Raw genomic sequence first — 18,579 nt, 5'->3', positions numbered from 1 at the left:
CGTGTGATCGCGGGGCTTTTTCCCCTCAATGCGGAAACGCGTTCCGCTCTCTGAACAAAAATGTAAGCCTGGAGGCAAACCCATGGAGATGTTGTCAGGAGCCGAGATGGTGGTCCGATCGTTGATCGATCAGGGCGTGAAACATGTATTCGGCTATCCGGGCGGGGCTGTGCTGGATATCTACGATGCCCTGCATACGGTAGGGGGCGTTGAGCATATCCTGGTGCGCCATGAACAGGCCGCGGTGCACATGGCGGATGGCTATGCCCGCTCCACCGGCGAGGTGGGCGTGGTGCTGGTGACCTCCGGCCCGGGCGCGACCAACGCCATTACCGGTATCGCCACCGCTTATATGGATTCTATTCCGCTGGTGATTTTGTCCGGCCAGGTGGCGACGTCGCTGATTGGTTCGGATGCGTTCCAGGAGTGCGACATGGTGGGGATTTCCCGCCCGGTGGTGAAACACAGCTTTTTGGTGAAGCGGGCGGAAGATGTGCCCGCTACGCTGAAAAAAGCGTTTTATCTGGCCGCCAGCGGGCGTCCCGGTCCGGTGGTGGTCGATCTGCCCAAAGACGTGATGAGCCCGGCCAATAAGCTGCCTTACCTTTATCCCGATCACGTCAGTATGCGTTCCTACAATCCGACGGTGCAGGGCCATAAAGGCCAGATCCGGCGCGCGCTGCAAACGCTTCTGGCGGCCGAGAGGCCGGTGGTTTATAGCGGTGGCGGAGTAATTAACGCCGACTGCTCCGCCGGGTTGCGCGAACTGGCGGAAAAACTGAATCTGCCGGTGGCCTGCTCGCTGATGGGGCTGGGCGGTTTCCCGGGCACCCATCGCCAGAGCCTGGGGATGCTGGGCATGCACGGTACCTACCAGGCCAACATGGCGATGCATAACGCCGATGTGATTTTTGCCGTTGGCGTGCGCTTCGACGATCGCACCACCAATAATCTGGCTAAATACTGTCCCGACGCCACGGTGCTGCACATCGATATCGATCCGGCCTCGATTTCCAAAACCGTCGATGCGGATGTGCCGATTGTCGGCGATGCTAAACATGTGTTGAGCACCATGCTGGAACTGCTGGCGCAGGGCGATCAGCAACAATCGTTCGACGCGCTGCGCGACTGGTGGCAGCGCATCGAGCTGTGGCGCGGCCGTCAGTGCCTGAAATATGACGATAGCGGCGACATTATCAAGCCGCAGGCGGTGATCGAAACCCTGTACCGGCTGACTAACGGAGAGGCGTGGGTCGCTTCGGACGTCGGTCAGCACCAGATGTTCGCCGCGTTGTATTATCCGTTCGACAAGCCGAGACGCTGGGTCAACTCCGGCGGTCTGGGCACCATGGGCTTCGGCCTGCCGGCGGCGCTGGGCATTAAACTGGCTCTGCCGCAGGAAACCGTGGTATGCGTGACCGGCGACGGCAGTATCCAGATGAATATTCAGGAGTTGTCCACCGCGCTGCAGTACGGCCTGCCGGTAGTGGTGGTTAATCTGAACAACCGCTTCCTCGGCATGGTGAAACAGTGGCAGGATATGATCTATTCCGGCCGTCACTCCAGCTCTTACATGGAATCGCTGCCTGATTTCGTCAAGCTGGCCGAAGCCTACGGCCACGTCGGCATCGCTATCGATCGGCCGGAAGAGCTGGAGCCGAAGCTGGCTCAGGCGCTGGCGGAGAAGAACCGGCTGGTGTTTGTCGATATCAGAGTGGACGGCAGTGAACACGTGTACCCGATGCAGATTCGCGGTGGCGCGATGGACGAAATGTGGCTCAGCAAAACGGAGAGGACCTGATGATGCGCCGGATTTTATCGGTATTACTGGAAAACGAATCAGGGGCGTTATCGCGTGTCATCGGTTTGTTTGCCCAGCGCGGTTATAACATTGAAAGTCTGACGGTCGCGCCGACGGACGATCCGACTCTGTCGCGCATGACCATCCAGACGGTCGGCGATTCCCGGGTGCTGGAGCAGATTGAAAAGCAACTGCATAAGCTGGTCGATGTGCTGCGCGTCAGCGAACTGGCCCAGGGCGCCTACGTTGAACGTGAAATCATGCTGGTGAAACTGCAAGCGACGGGCTATGGGCGTGAAGAGGTGAAACGCAGCGCCGATATTTTCCGCGGCCAGATCGTGGACGTCACCTCATCGCTGTACACCGTTCAGCTTGCCGGCACCAGCGATAAGCTGGACGCCTTCCTGAATACGGTGACGGTGCGCGAAGTGGCGGAAATCGTCGAAGTGGCGCGCTCCGGCATCGTCGGCGTATCGCGCGGTGAAAAGATCATGCGCTGATCCGGCGCACGGATATCTTTTATTCTTTCGGCTAAGGTATTATTTTCTGTCTCAGAGGCTCGCCAACTGGCGGGCTTCTGATTTTTGCTTATACCCGTCGTATTTCTGGCTGCAGGTGAGTTGGCTTTGTTGCCGGTCCATCAATGGGCCTCGCCCCTGGGGGCCGCCGCCAGCGGCGTTCAAATCCGCTTGCGGCGGATTTGTCGCTTTGCCCGGTTTCTTACTGCGGTAAGCCGCCGGGATTCGCTGCGTCGTCGCCTTCCGGCAGCCCGAATTATTTAGAGTGACGTAATAGGTTATTTATTTAAGCGCGAAAGCGGTTGCTCCTCAGGGTTTTCTGCGGTTAGATCCAAAGATACCCATGATTAAAATATGGTCATAGGATCGCTTTTATAATTACTATTTATCCGGCTTATCAAAGGGGCTAACGTGAAACTGGATGAAATTGCGCGTCTTGCGGGTGTTTCGCGCACGACCGCCAGTTATGTGATCAACGGTAAGGCAAAGCAGTATCGCGTCAGCGACAAAACCGTTGAGAAAGTCATGGCAGTGGTCAGGGAACACAATTATCATCCTAATGCCGTGGCCGCGGGACTGCGCGCGGGGCGCACTCGCTCGATTGGCCTGGTCATTCCGGACCTGGAAAATACCAGCTATACACGCATCGCCAATTACCTCGAACGCCAGGCGCGGCAGCGCGGCTACCAGCTGTTGATCGCCTGTTCCGAAGATCAACCGGATAATGAAATGCGCTGCATCGAGCATCTGCTGCAGCGTCAGGTCGACGCTATCATCGTGTCGACCGCGCTTCCTCCCGAACACCCTTTTTATCAGCGCTGGGCTACCGGCAGTTTCCCGATCGTCGCGTTGGATCGCGCGCTGGATCGCAAACATTTTACCAGCGTGGTGGGCGCCGATCTGGAAGATGCGGAGATGCTGGCGCAGGAACTGCGCCGCCAGCCGGCAGAATCGATCTTATACCTCGGCGCGTTGCCGGAACTGTCGGTTAGCTATCTGCGCGAGCAGGGGTTCCGCCAGGCCTGGGAAGGGGATGCGCGCGAAGTCAGCTGGCTGTACGCCAATAGTTACGAACGTAGCTCGGCCGCCGAGGTGTTCGGCGAGTACCTGCGTCACAATCCGATGCCGCAGGCGCTGTTTACCACCTCGTTTCCTCTGCTGCAGGGCGTGATGGACGTGACGCTGAAGATGAGCGGCCGCTTGCCGAGCAATCTGGCGATCGCCACTTTCGGCGATAATGAACTGCTGGATTTTCTGGAGTGCCCGGTGCTTTCCGTGGCCCAGCGTCATCGTGAAGTGGCCGAACGCGTGCTGGAACTGGTGCTGGCCAGCCTGGACGAACCGAAAAAACCGAAACCTGGACTGAACCGCATCCGGCGCAATCTCTATCGCCGCGGTTCTCTCGGCCGCAGCTGACCTGTCCCGAGCCGCCGCCGCGCTGTCTCCAGCGGCGGCGCAATCCCCCCACCGGCGGCTACGCCGCTTTCCAGACCCGACTCAGCCGTGCAGCGGAACGTGGAACAGTCGCCGGCAATATTCCAGAAAATAGCCGTAGAGCACGCCCATCGCCATAGAGATGACGGCGTTGCTGCTGACGGCGGTGACGATTTGCGCGCCGCCTGCGCCGATAACCCACAGGATAGCGGCGTAGACCGGCGACTGGAAGCTGACGTAGGCCAGCAGATCGGCCAGGTTACGCAGCCATGAGTGAGACGGACGGCGGCGCGTGACCAGCGCGAGGACCCGATCGCGGTACAGACCGTAGGGCCAGGCGATGACAATGTTGACCGGAATAGACAGCAGGCGTGAGGACAGCGATTGCTGAAAGGTCATCCCGGACAATACCATTTCGATGATCATGCCGGTGATAAAGCAGTAAATAACCAGCGCAAAGGTATCCGCTGCTGCGCTGCGCAGCCGGGAAGCGGGAGAAAACATCATTGCTGACTCCTGTTCAGAACCACTCTTGATGAGTTTGTTTAATAGTTATATATGTTGATATATCGCTTTTCTCATAGTGTACATCACTGCAATATGGCTTATTAACTAGCTATAAATTTTTATTTTTTAGCCATAAAGCAGTGATTTAGGCATTTAGTTGCAGGCAGGGCGCTCTTTTGAGTATTAAAAGTGGAGGTGGATAAAATATGTTTTACAAACAATTAGTTGTAAAATATCGGGGCGGGACTATTTATCATCCAATCAACGTCGGCCGGCGGGGAAATATTCGGCCGACGCCAAAACGCGTCCTTTTAGGATGAATCTTAGTTATTAATAAAGCCTCAATCATTTTGTTACAAATAAAAGAATGGATAAATATTCAGGCCCGCAACGTAAATTAAAGTAAAATAACCCGACTGCTGAACAATATTTCGGGTTATTTCGCGAATGTGAGAGGTTGAACGGGTATGAATGCCGGCGGCACAATACGCACGCTAAGCAAACTAACCATTTTAAAACAATAGATTACAGTCTAATAAACAAGCAGAAATATATTGCTGTTCCGTCGCCGGCGACGGTAATAAAAGCAATGAGCACGGACAATCCGCTGGTTATATCCGCACTGTTTTCTCTTCACTGGCAAATTTTTACTCAAATTTTCATGACGTTAATCTTGCGGCCTGAATGATGGATATTTCGCTGCGTTCGCGCGCATCCCAAAATAATGAAGAAATAATTCCAAAGCGCCTCCGCTCTGGCTTGACAAGGTTTTAATACCCTCCGTAAACTCTTTAGCGTGGGAATTTGTGGGATAATGTGGTGAAAAGGGTGATCGAGGGGTAGCTCAGGTATGTTTCGTGGGGCAACGCTGGTTAACCTCGACAGTAAAGGGCGGCTTGCCGTACCTACCCGTTACCGGGGAACGCTGAACGAGGAATCGCAAGGTCAAATGGTTTGCACCATTGATCTCCATCAGCCCTGCCTGCTGCTTTATGCCCTGCCCGAATGGGAAATTATTGAACAGAAGCTGTCGCGTCTGTCGAGCATGAACCCCGCGGAGCGCCGCGTCCAGCGCCTGCTGTTGGGCCATGCCAGCGAATGCCAGATGGATAACGCCGGGCGTTTGCTGATTGCCGGTACGTTAAGACAACATGCGGGTTTAACAAAAGAAGTGATGCTGGTTGGGCAGTTCAACAAGTTTGAGCTGTGGGATGAACAGACCTGGTATCAACAAGTCAGGGAAGATATTGACGCTGAACAATCTTCTCAGGAACCGCTGTCTGAGCGATTGCAGGATCTATCACTATAAATATGCCGGAAAATTATCAACACACGACCGTGCTGTTAGACGAAGCGGTCAACGGACTGAACATTCGCAGCAACGGGATTTACATTGACGCCACTTTTGGCCGGGGCGGTCATTCTCGTCTGATTCTGTCTCATCTGGGGCCGGAAGGGCGCTTGTTCGCTATCGATCGCGACCCGCAGGCGATCGAAGCGGCTAAGGCTATCGACGATCGCCGTTTTTCTATTATTCACGGCCCTTTTTCCGCGCTGGCGGATTATGTTGCCGAACGCGATCTGGTCGGCCGCATTGACGGCGTACTGATGGATCTGGGCGTGTCTTCGCCCCAGCTCGACGATCCCGAACGCGGCTTCTCTTTTATGCGCGACGGGCCGCTCGATATGCGCATGGACCCGACGCGCGGCGTATCCGCGGCGCAGTGGCTGCAGGAAGCCGAAGCGGACGATATCGCCTGGGTGCTGAAAACCTTTGGCGAAGAGCGTTTTGCGAAGCGCATCGCGCGCGCCATCGTCGAACGCAATAAGACGGAACCGCTTAACCGGACCAAACAATTGGCGGAGTTGATCGCGGCGGCCAGCCCGATCCGGGAGAAACACAAGCACCCGGCGACGCGCAGTTTCCAGGCGATTCGCATCTATATCAACAGCGAGCTGGAAGAGATCGAACAGGCGCTGGAAGGCGCGCGCAGCGTGCTGGCTCCGCAGGGGCGGCTGTCGGTGATCAGCTTTCACTCGCTGGAAGACCGCATTGTGAAACGTTTTATTCGTCATCATAGCCGCGGGCCGCAGGTGCCGGCCGGTTTGCCGGTCACGGAAGAGCAACTGCGACAGCAGGGCGGACAGACGCTGAAAAGCATCGGCAAGATGATGCCTCCCGAGGCTGAAGTAGCGCAAAATCCGCGGGCGCGCAGCTCGGTATTGCGCTTTGCGGAAAGGCTGGTCTGATGATGATCGGCAATGAGCGGCATGGTCTGGTTCGGGTTATCGTTGAGGATTTGCTCAGAAATGCCCGTCTGCCTCTGTTGCTGTTGGTCGCCGTGCTGGTATCGGCCATCTTCGTGGTGACTACCGCGCACGAAACGCGTCTGCTGACGGCGGAACGTGAGCGCTTACTACTGGAACGCGATGCGCTGGATATCGAATGGCGCAACCTGATTCTGGAAGAGAACGCGCTGGGCGACCACAGCCGGGTCGAACGTATCGCCACGGAGAAACTGTCGATGGGGCATGTCGATCCGTCACAAGAGAACATAGTGGTTAAACCATAAACCAATAGGCGTCAATCACGCATGAGTGCAGCACGTAAAGGAAAACTGAAACGCCAGGAAGAACAGGCCAGCTTTGTCAGCTGGCGTTTTGCGTTGCTGTGCGGCGGGATTTTACTGGCGATGGCGGGATTGATGGCGCGGGCGGCCTGGCTGCAGGTGATTAATCCCGATAAGCTGGTGCGCGAAGGGGATATGCGCTCCCTGCGCGTGCAGGAAGTGCCGACTGCGCGCGGCATGATTGTCGATCGCGCCAGACGTCCGCTGGCGGTCAGCGTACCGGTCAATGCGGTCTGGGCCGATCCGAAAGATCTGAACGATCACGGCGGCATTACGCTCGATACGCGCTGGAAGGCGTTGTCCGACGCGCTGGAAATTCCGCTCGATCAGCTGGCGGCCAAAATTAACGCCAACCCGAAAGGCCGCTTCGTCTACCTGGCTCGCCAGGTCAACCCGGCCATCGGCGAGTATATCCACAAACTCAAACTGCCCGGCATCTTCCTGCGCCAGGAATCGCGGCGGTACTATCCGGCGGGCCAGGTGACGTCGCATCTGATCGGTTTCACCAATATCGACAGCCAGGGGATTGAAGGGGTGGAGAAAAGCTTCGATCGCTGGCTGACCGGTCAGCCGGGCGAGCGGACGGTGCGTAAAGACCGTTTTGGTCGGGTGATTGAAGATGTTTCCTCCGTGGACAGTCAGGCGGCGCATAATCTGGTGCTGAGCATCGACGAGCGTTTACAGGCGCTGGTGTACCGCGAACTGAACAATGCGGTGGCGTTCAATAAGGCCGAATCGGGTACCGCGGTGCTGGTCGACGTCAACACCGGTGAAGTGCTGGCGATGGCTAACAGCCCCTCCTATAACCCCAATAATCTGGCCGGTACGCCGAAAGACATTATGCGCAACCGCGCGATTACCGATATTTTCGAACCCGGTTCGACGGTGAAGCCGATGGTGGTGATGACCGCTTTACAGCGCAACGTGGTCAAAGAAAATAGCGTGCTGAACACCGTGCCTTACTATATTAACGGTCACGAAATTAAAGACGTGGCCCGCTACAGCGAATTAACCCTGACCGGGGTATTACAGAAGTCGAGTAACGTTGGCGTGTCTAAGCTGGCGTTAGCGATGCCCGCCTCGGCGTTAGTAGACACTTACTCACGTTTCGGACTGGGAAAAGCGACCAATTTGGGGTTGGTCGGAGAAAGCAGTGGCTTATACCCTCAAAAACAACGGTGGTCTGACATAGAGAGGGCCACCTTTTCTTTCGGCTACGGGCTAATGGTAACGCCGTTACAGTTAGCGCGAGTCTACGCCACGATCGGTAGCTATGGCGTCTTCCGGCCGTTGTCCATTACCAAAGTGGACCCGCCCGTGCCGGGTGAACGCATCTTCCCGGAACCGATCGTGCGTTCAGTGGTGCATATGATGGAAAGCGTCGCGCTGCCGGGCGGCGGTGGGACGAAGGCGGCGATCAAGGGCTACCGAATCGCCATCAAAACCGGGACGGCCAAAAAAGTCGGCCCGAACGGTCAGTACGTTAATAAATACATTGCTTACACCGCGGGCGTCGCTCCCGCCAGCAATCCGCGTTTTGCGCTGGTGGTGGTGATTAACGACCCGCAGGCCGGCAAATACTATGGCGGTGCGGTTTCGGCACCGATCTTCGGCGCAATCATGGGCGGCGTCTTGCGCACCATGAACGTTGAACCCGATGCGTTGCCCACGGGCGATAAAAATGAATTTGTGATTAATCGAGAAGAGGGTTCAGGTGGCAGATCGTAATTTGCGCGAGTTACTGGCTCCCTGGGTGCAGCATGCCCCGGAGCGCGCACTGCGTGAAATGACATTAGACAGCCGCACCGCGGCTGCCGGGGATCTGTTTGTCGCCGTAGTCGGCTACAAAACGGATGGACGGCGCTATATTTCGCAGGCGATTGCGCAAGGGGCGGCTGCCGTATTGGCCGAGGCGGCGGGAGAGGCGGATAACGCTACCGTGCGTGAGATCGACGGCGTGCCGGTGGTTTATCTGAGCGAGCTGAATCAGCGGCTTTCCGCGCTGGCCGGGCGTTTTTACCGCCAGCCGGGCGAGAAACTACGCCTGACGGGCGTGACCGGCACCAACGGTAAGACCACGACGACGCAACTGCTGGCCCAGTGGAGTCAATTGCTGGGCGAAACCAGCGCCGTACTGGGCACCCTCGGCAACGGGCTGTTGGGGCAGACCACGCCGTCGGAAAATACCACCGCCTCCGCCATTGCGGTGCAGCAAGCGCTGGCGTCATTGGTTGAGCAGCACGCGACCTTCGCCGCGCTGGAAGTTTCCTCGCACGGTCTGGCGCAGCACCGGGTCGCCGCGCTGCCGTTCGCCGCGGCGGTGTTTACCAACCTGAGCCGCGATCACCTCGACTACCACGGCGATATGGAGCATTACGAAGCGGCTAAATGGGCGCTGTTCTCCGAGCATCAGGTCGGCCAGATAATTATCAACGCCGACGATGAAGTCGGCCGCCGCTGGCTCAGCCAACTGCCGGACGCCGTGGCGGTCACGATGGATAATAATCTGCAGCCGGGCGGTCATGGCCGCTGGCTGAAGGCGATCGGGGTCGAATACCACAATGCCGGCGCGACCATCCGTTTCTCCTCCGCGTGGGGCGAGGGCGAGATTGAAAGTCATCTGATCGGCGCGTTCAACGTCAGCAACCTGCTGCTGGCGCTGGCGACGCTGCTGGCGCTGGGTTACCCGCTGCATGAACTGGTGGCGAGCGCGCCGCGCCTGCAGCCGGTCTGCGGGCGGATGGAGGTGTTCAGCGCGCCCGGCAAACCGGTCGCCGTGGTGGATTACGCCCATACGCCGGACGCGCTGGAAAAAGCGCTGTCGGCGGCGCGGCAGCACTGCCGGGGTAAACTCTGGTGCGTGTTCGGCTGCGGGGGCGATCGCGACAAGGGCAAACGACCGCTGATGGGCGCGATTGCCGAGCAACTGGCCGACCAGGTGGTGATTACCGACGATAATCCGCGCGGCGAAGACGCCGCCGCCATTATTGACGACATCCTGAACGGGCTGCTGGATGCGGGCCGGGCGCAGGTAGTGCACGGCCGCGCCGATGCGGTGACCCATACGCTGATGCAGGCGGCGGCGCAGGATATCGTGCTGATCGCCGGTAAAGGGCATGAAGATTATCAACTGATCGGCAGCCAGCGTCTGGATTATTCGGACCGGGTCACGGCGGCGCGCTTACTGGGGGTGATCGCATGATTTCGGTTTCTCTGCGTCAACTGACCCAGGTGCTGGGCGCGCAACTGATTGGCGAAGACTGCACGATCGACGCGGTGTCGACGGATACGCGCAAGATTGGCGCCGGCAGCCTGTTCGTGGCGCTGCGAGGCGAACGTTTCGACGCGCATGACTATGCCGATGATGCCGTCGCGTCCGGCGCCGCAGCTTTAATAGTGAGTAAGCGCTTACCTGTTGACGTCCCGCAACTGCTGGTTGCCGATACCCGTCAGGCGCTGGGCCAGTTGGCCGCCTGGGTGCGTCAGCAAAGCAAGGCGTATGTGGTGGCGCTGACCGGGTCGTCGGGTAAAACCTCGGTTAAGGAAATGACCGCCGCCATCCTGCGTCAGTGCGGCAACGTGCTGGCGACCGCCGGCAATTTTAATAACGATATCGGCGTGCCGCTGACGCTGCTGCGCCTGACGACGGAACATGATTTCGCCGTCATCGAGCTGGGCGCCAACCATATCGGCGAAATCGCCTGGACCACCGATCTGACCCGGCCGCGCAGCGCGCTGGTGAATAATCTGGCCAGCGCGCATCTGGCCGGTTTCGGTTCGCTGGCCGGAGTGGCGCAGGCCAAAGGCGAAATTTTCGCCGGTCTGCCGGTCGACGGCACGGCGATCATCAACGCCGACAGCCATGACTGGCCGCGCTGGCAGAGCACCATCGGTCAGAAACGGGTCTGGCGCTTCTCGCCGCAGGCCGGGACCGACATCGATTTTTACGCCAGCGAGACGGCGGTCGACGCGCAGGGCACGCATTTTACGCTGCACTCGCCGTTCGGCCGGTTGCGGGTGGGCCTGCCGTTGCCGGGGCGACATAACATCGCCAATGCGCTGGCGGCCGCGGCGCTGGCGATGTCGGCCGGCGCAACGCTGGAAGCGGTGCGCGCCGGGCTGGCCGAACTACAGCCGGTGCCGGGGCGTCTGTTCCCGATAGCGCTGGCGCAGGGCAAACGTCTGCTGGACGATAGCTATAACGCCAACGTCGGCTCCATGACCGCAGCGGCGCAAACGCTGGCCGAGATGCCGGGTTTTCGGGTGATGGTGGTGGGCGATATGGCTGAGCTGGGCGATGAAGCACCGGCCTGTCATCGTCAGGTGGGCGAAGCGGCGCGAGCGGCAGGTATTGATAAGGTGCTGAGCGTGGGAACGCTCAGTGCGTTGATAAGCCAGGCCAGCGGATGCGGCGAACATTTTCAGGATAAGGCAGCACTCGTCGCCCGTTTAATGGCGTTACTGTCTGAACATGCGGTAATCACCGTACTTATTAAGGGTTCACGTAGTGCCGCAATGGAGCAGGTAGTACGCGCGTTACAGGAGAATGCAACATGTTAGTCTGGCTGGCCGAGCATCTGGTCAAATTTTATTCCGGCTTTAACGTCTTTTCGTATCTGACGTTTCGCGCCATTGTCAGCCTGCTGACTGCCCTGATCATTTCGCTGTGGATGGGGCCGCACCTGATTGCCTGGCTGCAAAAATTGCAAATCGGCCAGGTGGTGCGCAGCGAGGGACCGGAGTCGCACTTTAGCAAGCGCGGTACGCCGACGATGGGCGGACTGATGATTCTGACCTCCATCACGATCTCGGTGTTGATGTGGGCTTACCCGTCCAATCCCTACGTCTGGTGCGTGCTGTTTGTGCTGATCGGCTACGGCGTCGTCGGTTTTGTCGATGATTATCGCAAGGTTGTGCGTAAGGATACCCGCGGGCTGATCGCGCGCTGGAAGTATTTCTGGCAGTCGGTGATCGCGCTGGTGGTGGCGTTCGCCATGTACGCGATTGGTAAGGATACGCCCGCCACGCAGTTGGTGGTGCCGTTCTTTAAAGATGTGATGCCGCAACTGGGGCTGCTGTATATCCTGCTGTCCTACTTTGTGATTGTCGGCACCAGCAACGCGGTCAATCTGACCGACGGCCTGGACGGGCTGGCCATCATGCCGACGGTGTTTGTGGCGGCCGGTTTCGCGCTGGTGGCCTGGGCCACCGGGAATACTAATTTCGCCAGCTATTTGCATATTCCTTATCTGCGTCACGCCGGCGAGCTGGTGATTGTCTGTACCGCTATCGTCGGCGCCGGGCTGGGCTTTTTATGGTTCAACACCTATCCGGCGCAGGTGTTTATGGGCGACGTCGGCTCGCTGGCGCTGGGCGGCGCGTTGGGCACCATCGCGGTGCTGTTGCGGCAGGAATTTTTGCTGGTGATTATGGGCGGGGTGTTCGTGGTGGAAACCCTGTCGGTGATTCTGCAGGTAGGGTCCTTTAAGTTGCGCGGTCAGAGGATTTTCCGTATGGCGCCGATTCATCACCATTATGAACTTAAAGGCTGGCCGGAACCGCGCGTCATCGTGCGCTTTTGGGTAATTTCGCTGATGCTGGTGCTGATTGGCCTGGCAACGCTGAAGGTACGGTAAACCATGGTGGATTATCAGGGTAAAAAGGTTGTCATTATCGGGCTTGGCCTGACCGGGCTGTCCTGTGTTGATTTCTTTCTTGCACGGGGCGTGACGCCGCGTGTGATGGATACCCGAATCACGCCCCCAGGTCTGGATAAACTGCCGGAGAACATTGAGCGCCATCTGGGCGATCTCAACGAAGACTGGCTGCTGGATGCGGATCTGATCGTGTCCAGCCCCGGTATCGCGCTGACTACGCCGGCGCTGAGCGCCGCCCAACAGGCCGGCGTGGAAATCGTCGGGGATATTGAACTGTTCTGCCGCGAGGCGCAGGCGCCGGTGGTGGCGATCACCGGCTCGAACGGTAAGAGTACGGTCACCACGCTGGTGGGCGACATGGCGCGCGCGGCCGGCTGGGCGGTCGGGGTCGGCGGCAATATCGGCCTGCCCGCGCTGCAACTGCTGCAGCAGGAGTGCCAGCTTTACGTACTGGAGCTGTCGAGCTTCCAGTTGGAAACCACCAGCAGCCTGCAGGCGGCGGCGGCCACCATCCTCAACGTGACCGAGGATCATTCCGATCGCTATCCGCTCGGGCTGCAGCAGTATCGCGCGGCAAAATTACGGATTTATGAAAACGCCAAAGTCTGCGTGGTGAATGCCGATGACGCGCTTAGCATGCCGGTGCGCGGCGCCGATGAGCGCTGCGTCAGCTTTGGCGTCGATGTCGGCGACTATCACCTGAACCGTCAGCAGGGCGAAACCTGGCTGCGGGTGCGCGGCGAGCGCGTACTGAATACCCGCGAGATGACGCTGGTGGGGGTGCATAATTACACCAATGCGCTGGCCGCGATGGCGCTGGGCGATGCCGTCGGTATCCCGCGCCCCTCGATGCTGACCGCGCTGACTCATTTTACCGGTCTGGCGCATCGCTTCCAGCAGGTGTGGAAACGTAACGGCATCCGCTGGATCAACGACTCGAAGGCGACCAACGTCGGCAGCACCGAAGCCGCGCTGAACGGACTGCAGGTGGAAGGCACGCTGCATCTGCTGCTGGGCGGCAACGGCAAATCCGCCGATTTTTCGCCGCTGAGTCAGTATCTACAGGGCGATAATATTCGGCTGTACTGTTTCGGCCGCGACGGCGATCAACTGCTGGCTCTGCGCCCCGATCGGGCGGAACGCTTCCAGACGATGGAACAGGCCATGCGGGTCATCGCCTCGCGCGTGGCGGCCGGCGATATGGTGCTGCTGTCTCCCGCCTGCGCCAGTCTCGATCAGTTCCGCAGTTTTGAACAGCGCGGCGACGAGTTCGCCCGTCTGGCGGAGGAGCTCGGCTGATGACATTTTCCGGTGCGGGCGTGGTGGAACGGCTAAAAAGCTGGGTCATGGGGACGCGGGAGAGCGATTCGCTCAGCTACGTGCTGTACGACCGGACCCTGCTTTGGCTAACGTTCGGCCTCGCCGTTATCGGATTCGTGATGGTGACGTCGGCGTCAATGCCCGTGGGTCAGCGGTTGGCCAGCGATCCGTTTTTATTCGCTAAACGCGATGCGCTCTATCTGGGGCTGGCGTTCGCTTTATCGCTGGTTACCCTGCGCATTCCGATGGATACCTGGCAGCGCTACAGCGGCGTGCTGCTGCTGCTGGCGATGGTGATGCTGTTGGTGGTGCTGGTGGTCGGCAGCTCGGTGAACGGCGCCTCGCGCTGGATCGCTTTCGGGCCGCTGCGTATTCAGCCGGCGGAACTGTCGAAACTGGCGCTGTTTTGCTACCTCTCCAGCTATATGGTGCGCAAGGTCGACGAAGTGCGCAACAATTTCTGGGGCTTCTGTAAACCGATGGGCGTGATGGTGGTGCTGGCGGTGCTGCTGCTGGCGCAGCCGGACCTCGGCACGGTGGTGGTGCTGTTTATCACCACGCTGGCGATGCTGTTCCTGGCCGGCGCCCGGATGTGGCAATTTCTGGCGATTATCGGCTGCGGCATCTTCGCCGTGGGGCTGTTGATTGTGGCGGAGCCGTACCGTATGCGCCGCGTGACTTCGTTCTGGAATCCGTGGGACGATCCGTTCGGCAGCGGCTATCAGCTGACCCAGTCGCTGATGGCGTTTGGCCGCGGCGAACTGTGGGGACAGGGGCTGGGAAACTCGGTGCAGAAACTGGAATATTTGCCGGAGGCGCACACCGACTTTATTTTCTCTATTTTGGGCGAGGAACTTGGCTATATCGGTGTGGTTTTGGCGTTGTTAATGATATTCTTCGTCGCTTTTCGCGCCATGTCGATCGGCCGGCGGGCGCTGGAGATTAATCAGCGCTTTTCCGGCTTTCTGGCCTGTTCGATCGGTATCTGGTTTAGCTTCCAGACGCTGGTGAATGTCGGCGCGGCGGCCGGCATGCTGCCGACCAAAGGTTTGACGCTGCCGCTGATTAGTTACGGCGGTTCGAGTCTGATCATTATGTCGACGGCGATCGTGCTATTGCTGCGGATTGATTATGAAACGCGCCTGACTATGGCGCAGGCGTTTACAAGGAGTGCCCGATGAGCGGCGAAGGCAAGCGTTTGATGGTGATGGCGGGCGGAACCGGGGGCCATGTGTTCCCCGGCCTGGCGGTCGCACATCACCTGATGGCGCAGGGCTGGCAGGTACGCTGGCTCGGTACCGCCGATCGGATGGAAGCCGATTTGGTGCCTAAACACGGTATCGACATCGATTTTATTCGTATTTCCGGGCTGCGCGGCAAAGGAATAATGGCCCTGCTGGGCGCGCCGTGGCGTATTTTTCGCGCGGTGCGTCAGGCGCGGGCCATTATGCGCAGCTACCGGCCCGACGTGGTGCTCGGCATGGGCGGCTACGTTTCCGGTCCCGGCGGCCTGGCGGCCTGGCTGTGCGGTATCCCGGTGGTGCTGCATGAGCAAAACGGCATTGCCGGTCTGACCAATCGCTGGCTGTCGCGTATCGCGAAGACGGTGCTGCAGGCGTTTCCCGGCGCCTTCCCGCGCGCGGCCGTGGTCGGCAACCCGGTGCGCACCGACGTGCTGGCGCTGGATCGGCCGGAAGCGCGTTTTGCCGCGCACGACGGCCCGATTCGCGTGCTGGTGGTCGGCGGCAGTCAGGGCGCGCGCGTGCTGAACCAGACGATGCCGGGCGTCGCGGCGCAGCTGGGCGATCGGGTGACGCTGTGGCATCAGTCCGGCAAGGGCAACCAGCAGAGCGTACGCCAGGCCTATGCGCAGGCGGGCCAGCCGCAGCATAAAGTGACGGAATTTATCGATGATATGGCCGCCGCCTACGCGTGGGCGGATGTGGTGGTGTGTCGCTCCGGCGCGCTGACGGTGAGCGAAATCGCGGCGGCGGGGCTGCCGGCGCTGTTTGTGCCGTTTCAGCATAAGGACCGCCAGCAATACTGGAATGCGCTGCCGCTGGAACAGGCGGGCGCCGCCAAAATTATCGAACAGCCGCAGCTTAGCGTTGCGGCCGTCAGCCAGACGCTGGCGGCGTGGGATCGTCCTGCGCTGCTGGAAATGGCGAAAAAAGCCCGCGCGGTGGCCATCCCGGATGCGACCGAGCGCGTGGCGAGCGAAGTGAGCAAGGCGGCCCGCGGATAACTGAATTCCGGCGGGCTTACCGGGCGAGACGAGTCGCCCGATAATAGACAAGGTAACGATAAAAGAAGTGAATACTCAACAACTGGCGAAACTGCGTTCAATCGTGCCCGAGATGCGTCGCGTCCGGCACATCCATTTTGTCGGCATCGGTGGTGCCGGCATGGGCGGTATCGCCGAAGTGTTGGCCAATGAAGGTTATCAGATCAGCGGATCGGACCTGGCGCCGAACGCGGTGACGCAACAGCTGACGGAGCTGGGCGCGCAGATTTATTTCCATCATCGTCCGGAAAATGTGCTGGACGCCAGCGTGGTGGTGGTGTCTAGCGCGATCCCGGCGGATAACCCGGAGATTGTCGCGGCGCATGAGGCCCGCATTCCGGTGATCCGGCGCGCGGAAATGCTGGCGGAACTGATGCGTTTTCGCCACGGCATCGCTATCGCCGGCACGCACGGTAAAACGACGACCACGGCGATGGTGACCAGCATTTACGCCGAGGCGGGACTGGACCCGACCTTTGTCAACGGCGGGCTGGTGAAAGCGGCCGGCACGCATGCGCGGCTCGGCTCCAGTCGTTACCTGATTGCTGAAGCGGATGAGAGCGACGCGTCGTTCCTGCATCTGCAGCCGATGGTGGCGATTGTGACCAATATCGAAGCCGATCACATGGAGACCTACCATGGCGACTTTGAGAACCTGAAGCAGACGTTTATCAGCTTCCTGCACAATCTGCCGTTTTACGGCCGCGCGGTGATGTGCGTCGACGATAACGTGATTCGCGAACTGTTGCCGCGCGTGGGGCGCCACATCACCACTTATGGCTTCAGCGATGACGCCGATGTGCGGGTCGCCGATTATCGGCAGACCGGCGCCCAGGGGCATTTTACGCTGGTGCGTCAGGATAAGCCGCTGCTGCAGGTGACGCTCAACGCGCCGGGCCGTCACAACGCGCTGAATGCGGCGGCGGCCGTAGCGGTGGCGACCGAGGAAGGGATCGACGATGACGCGATTCTGCGCGCGCTGGCGGGGTTCGCCGGCACCGGGCGCCGCTTCGACTTCCTGGGCGAGTTCCCGCTGTCGCCGGTCAACGGCAAATCCGGCAGCGTGATGCTGGTGGATGACTATGGGCACCACCCGACGGAAGTGGATGCGACCATCAAAGCGGCGCGGGCCGGCTGGCCGGATAAGCGTCTGGTCATGGTGTTTCAGCCCCATCGCTACACGCGCACCCGCGACCTGTACGACGACTTCGCCAACGTGCTGTCGCAGGTCGACGTTCTGCTGGTGCTGGACGTGTATTCCGCGGGAGAAACGCCGATTCCCGGCGCGGACAGCCGCTCGCTGTGCCGCACCATCCGCGGCCGGGGTCGGATTGATCCTATTTTGGTCTCGGAAGCGGATACTTTGCCGGAATTATTGTCACAGGCGCTAAACCCGGGCGATCTGGTCCTGATGCAGGGCGCGGGCAATATTGGCCGACTGTCGCGCAGTCTGGCCGATAACCGCCTGCAGCCGCAGATAACGCAGTGAGGAACATCATGACAGAGAAAGTCGCAGTTTTACTGGGTGGAACCTCTGCCGAACGTGATGTCTCCCTGCAGTCCGGTCAGGCGGTGCTGGCGGGGCTGAGAGACGCGGGGATCGATGCGTACGCGGTCGACCCGCGTGATTTTCCGGTGACGGAGCTGAAAACGGCGGGGTTCGACAAAGTGTTTATCGCCCTGCACGGTCGCGGCGGCGAAGATGGCACGCTGCAGGGGGTGCTGGAGTTTTTACGGTTGCCCTACACCGGCAGCGGCGTAATGGCCTCGGCGCTGACCATGGACAAGCTGCGCAGCAAGATGGTGTGGCAGGCGGCGGGGCTGCCGGTGGCGCCTTATGTGCTGATTCAGCGCCGGCAGTTCGCCGACGGCGAGTGGGCGACGGCGCTGGCGCCGCAGATTGCGGCGCTTGGGCTGCCGCTGATCGTGAAGCCGAGCCGCGAAGGCTCCAGCGTCGGGATGAGCAAGGTCGATCGGGCCGACGAGCTGGCCGCTGCGCTGGATGAAGCCTTCCGTCATGACGACGATGTCCTGGTGGAAAAATGGTTGAGCGGTCCGGAGTTTACCGTCGCCATTCTCGGGGATGACGTGTTGCCGTCGATCCGCATCCAGGCGGCGGCCTCGGCCACCTTTTATGACTATGACGCGAAGTATCTGTCGGATGAGACGCAGTATTTTTGTCCGGCCGGTTTAGCGCCGCGGCAGGAAGCGCAATTGGCGCAGCTGGCGCGGGATGCATATTGCGCGTTGGATTGTCGCGGCTGGGGACGGGTGGACGTGATGCAGGACGGCGACGGCGCGTTTTACCTGCTGGAGGTGAATACCTCGCCGGGTATGACCAGCCACAGTCTGGTGCCGATGGCGGCGCGTCAGCGAGGGATGAGCTTCTCGCAACTGGCGGCGCGCATTCTGGAACTGGCCGACTGAT

General features: G+C 59.7%; 16 protein-coding genes. 15 read left to right on the top strand and 1 reads right to left on the bottom strand.

All coding sequences use genetic code 11. The features are described 5' to 3' along the window. Window positions 1–82 precede the first annotated feature (82 nt). From ilvI to cra, 3 genes are all read left to right on the top strand, one after another. A complete protein-coding gene (gene ilvI / locus FJU30_RS01025) occupies window positions 83–1,801 on the top strand; it encodes an acetolactate synthase 3 large subunit (protein WP_150433582.1) in 1,719 nt (572 codons plus the stop codon). Further along, the gene (gene ilvN / locus FJU30_RS01020; protein WP_191091513.1) at window positions 1,801–2,301 is read left to right on the top strand and encodes an acetolactate synthase small subunit; all 501 of its coding nucleotides are present in this window, start codon (window positions 1,801–1,803) and stop codon (window positions 2,299–2,301) included. Before ilvI ends, ilvN begins: the two co-directional genes overlap by 1 nt. Window positions 2,302–2,730: 429 nt before the next feature. Continuing rightward, the gene (gene cra / locus FJU30_RS01015; protein WP_150433581.1) at window positions 2,731–3,735 is read left to right on the top strand and encodes a catabolite repressor/activator; all 1,005 of its coding nucleotides are present in this window, start codon (window positions 2,731–2,733) and stop codon (window positions 3,733–3,735) included. An 81-nt stretch (window positions 3,736–3,816) separates the two neighbouring features. Here cra and FJU30_RS01010 read toward each other — a convergent pair whose 3' ends face one another. Further along, the gene (locus FJU30_RS01010) at window positions 3,817–4,257 is read right to left on the bottom strand and encodes an L-alanine exporter AlaE (RefSeq protein WP_150433841.1); all 441 of its coding nucleotides are present in this window, start codon (window positions 4,255–4,257) and stop codon (window positions 3,817–3,819) included. Between the two features lie 853 nt (window positions 4,258–5,110). Here FJU30_RS01010 and mraZ point away from each other — a divergent pair. The 12 genes from mraZ to FJU30_RS00950 all read left to right on the top strand — a co-directional run bounded on the left by mraZ (window position 5,111) and on the right by FJU30_RS00950 (window position 18,578). Beyond that, a complete protein-coding gene (mraZ, locus tag FJU30_RS01005; RefSeq protein WP_150433580.1) occupies window positions 5,111–5,569 on the top strand; it encodes a division/cell wall cluster transcriptional repressor MraZ in 459 nt (152 codons plus the stop codon). A 2-nt stretch (window positions 5,570–5,571) separates the two neighbouring features. Next, window positions 5,572–6,510: a 16S rRNA (cytosine(1402)-N(4))-methyltransferase RsmH gene (rsmH, locus tag FJU30_RS01000; RefSeq protein ID WP_150433579.1), complete on the top strand. Its 939-nt coding sequence runs from the start codon at window positions 5,572–5,574 to the stop codon at window positions 6,508–6,510. Between the two features lie 2 nt (window positions 6,511–6,512). After that, the gene (gene ftsL / locus FJU30_RS00995; RefSeq protein ID WP_150433840.1) at window positions 6,513–6,833 is read left to right on the top strand and encodes a cell division protein FtsL; all 321 of its coding nucleotides are present in this window, start codon (window positions 6,513–6,515) and stop codon (window positions 6,831–6,833) included. Window positions 6,834–6,854: 21 nt separating this feature from the next. Further along, window positions 6,855–8,618, top strand: a complete 1,764-nt coding sequence (locus tag FJU30_RS00990) for a peptidoglycan glycosyltransferase FtsI (protein ID WP_150433578.1) — start codon at window positions 6,855–6,857, stop codon at window positions 8,616–8,618. Continuing rightward, on the top strand, window positions 8,605–10,092 hold the full coding sequence (murE, locus tag FJU30_RS00985) for a UDP-N-acetylmuramoyl-L-alanyl-D-glutamate--2,6-diaminopimelate ligase (RefSeq protein ID WP_150433577.1): 1,488 nt from the start codon (window positions 8,605–8,607) through the stop codon (window positions 10,090–10,092). The genes FJU30_RS00990 and murE overlap by 14 nt, the downstream gene beginning before the upstream one ends. Further along, entirely contained in the window at window positions 10,089–11,450 is a 1,362-nt protein-coding gene (gene murF / locus FJU30_RS00980) for a UDP-N-acetylmuramoyl-tripeptide--D-alanyl-D-alanine ligase (RefSeq protein ID WP_150433576.1), read from the top strand. Before murE ends, murF begins: the two co-directional genes overlap by 4 nt. Beyond that, window positions 11,444–12,526, top strand: coding sequence for a phospho-N-acetylmuramoyl-pentapeptide-transferase (mraY, locus tag FJU30_RS00975; RefSeq protein ID WP_150433575.1), 1,083 nt, complete (start codon window positions 11,444–11,446; stop codon window positions 12,524–12,526). The genes murF and mraY overlap by 7 nt, the downstream gene beginning before the upstream one ends. 3 nt (window positions 12,527–12,529) lie before the next feature. After that, window positions 12,530–13,846, top strand: a complete 1,317-nt coding sequence (murD, locus tag FJU30_RS00970) for a UDP-N-acetylmuramoyl-L-alanine--D-glutamate ligase (protein ID WP_150433574.1) — start codon at window positions 12,530–12,532, stop codon at window positions 13,844–13,846. After that, the gene (gene ftsW / locus FJU30_RS00965) at window positions 13,846–15,048 is read left to right on the top strand and encodes a cell division protein FtsW (protein WP_150433573.1); all 1,203 of its coding nucleotides are present in this window, start codon (window positions 13,846–13,848) and stop codon (window positions 15,046–15,048) included. The genes murD and ftsW overlap by 1 nt, the downstream gene beginning before the upstream one ends. Then, window positions 15,045–16,112: an undecaprenyldiphospho-muramoylpentapeptide beta-N-acetylglucosaminyltransferase gene (gene murG, locus FJU30_RS00960; RefSeq protein WP_150433572.1), complete on the top strand. Its 1,068-nt coding sequence runs from the start codon at window positions 15,045–15,047 to the stop codon at window positions 16,110–16,112. The genes ftsW and murG overlap by 4 nt, the downstream gene beginning before the upstream one ends. Before the next feature lie 67 nt (window positions 16,113–16,179). Beyond that, window positions 16,180–17,640 (top strand): UDP-N-acetylmuramate--L-alanine ligase, encoded by a 1,461-nt coding sequence (murC, locus tag FJU30_RS00955; protein ID WP_150433571.1) that lies wholly within the window; start codon window positions 16,180–16,182, stop codon window positions 17,638–17,640. 8 nt (window positions 17,641–17,648) lie between these two features. Next, window positions 17,649–18,578 carry a D-alanine--D-alanine ligase gene (locus tag FJU30_RS00950; protein WP_150433570.1) on the top strand — a complete coding sequence of 310 codons (930 nt, stop codon included), beginning with the start codon at window positions 17,649–17,651 and terminating at the stop codon, window positions 18,576–18,578. Window position 18,579: the final 1 nt, after the last annotated feature.

The sequence above is a fragment of the Affinibrenneria salicis genome (assembly GCF_008710095.1).
This window is presented reverse-complemented; position numbering and strand designations above follow the sequence as displayed.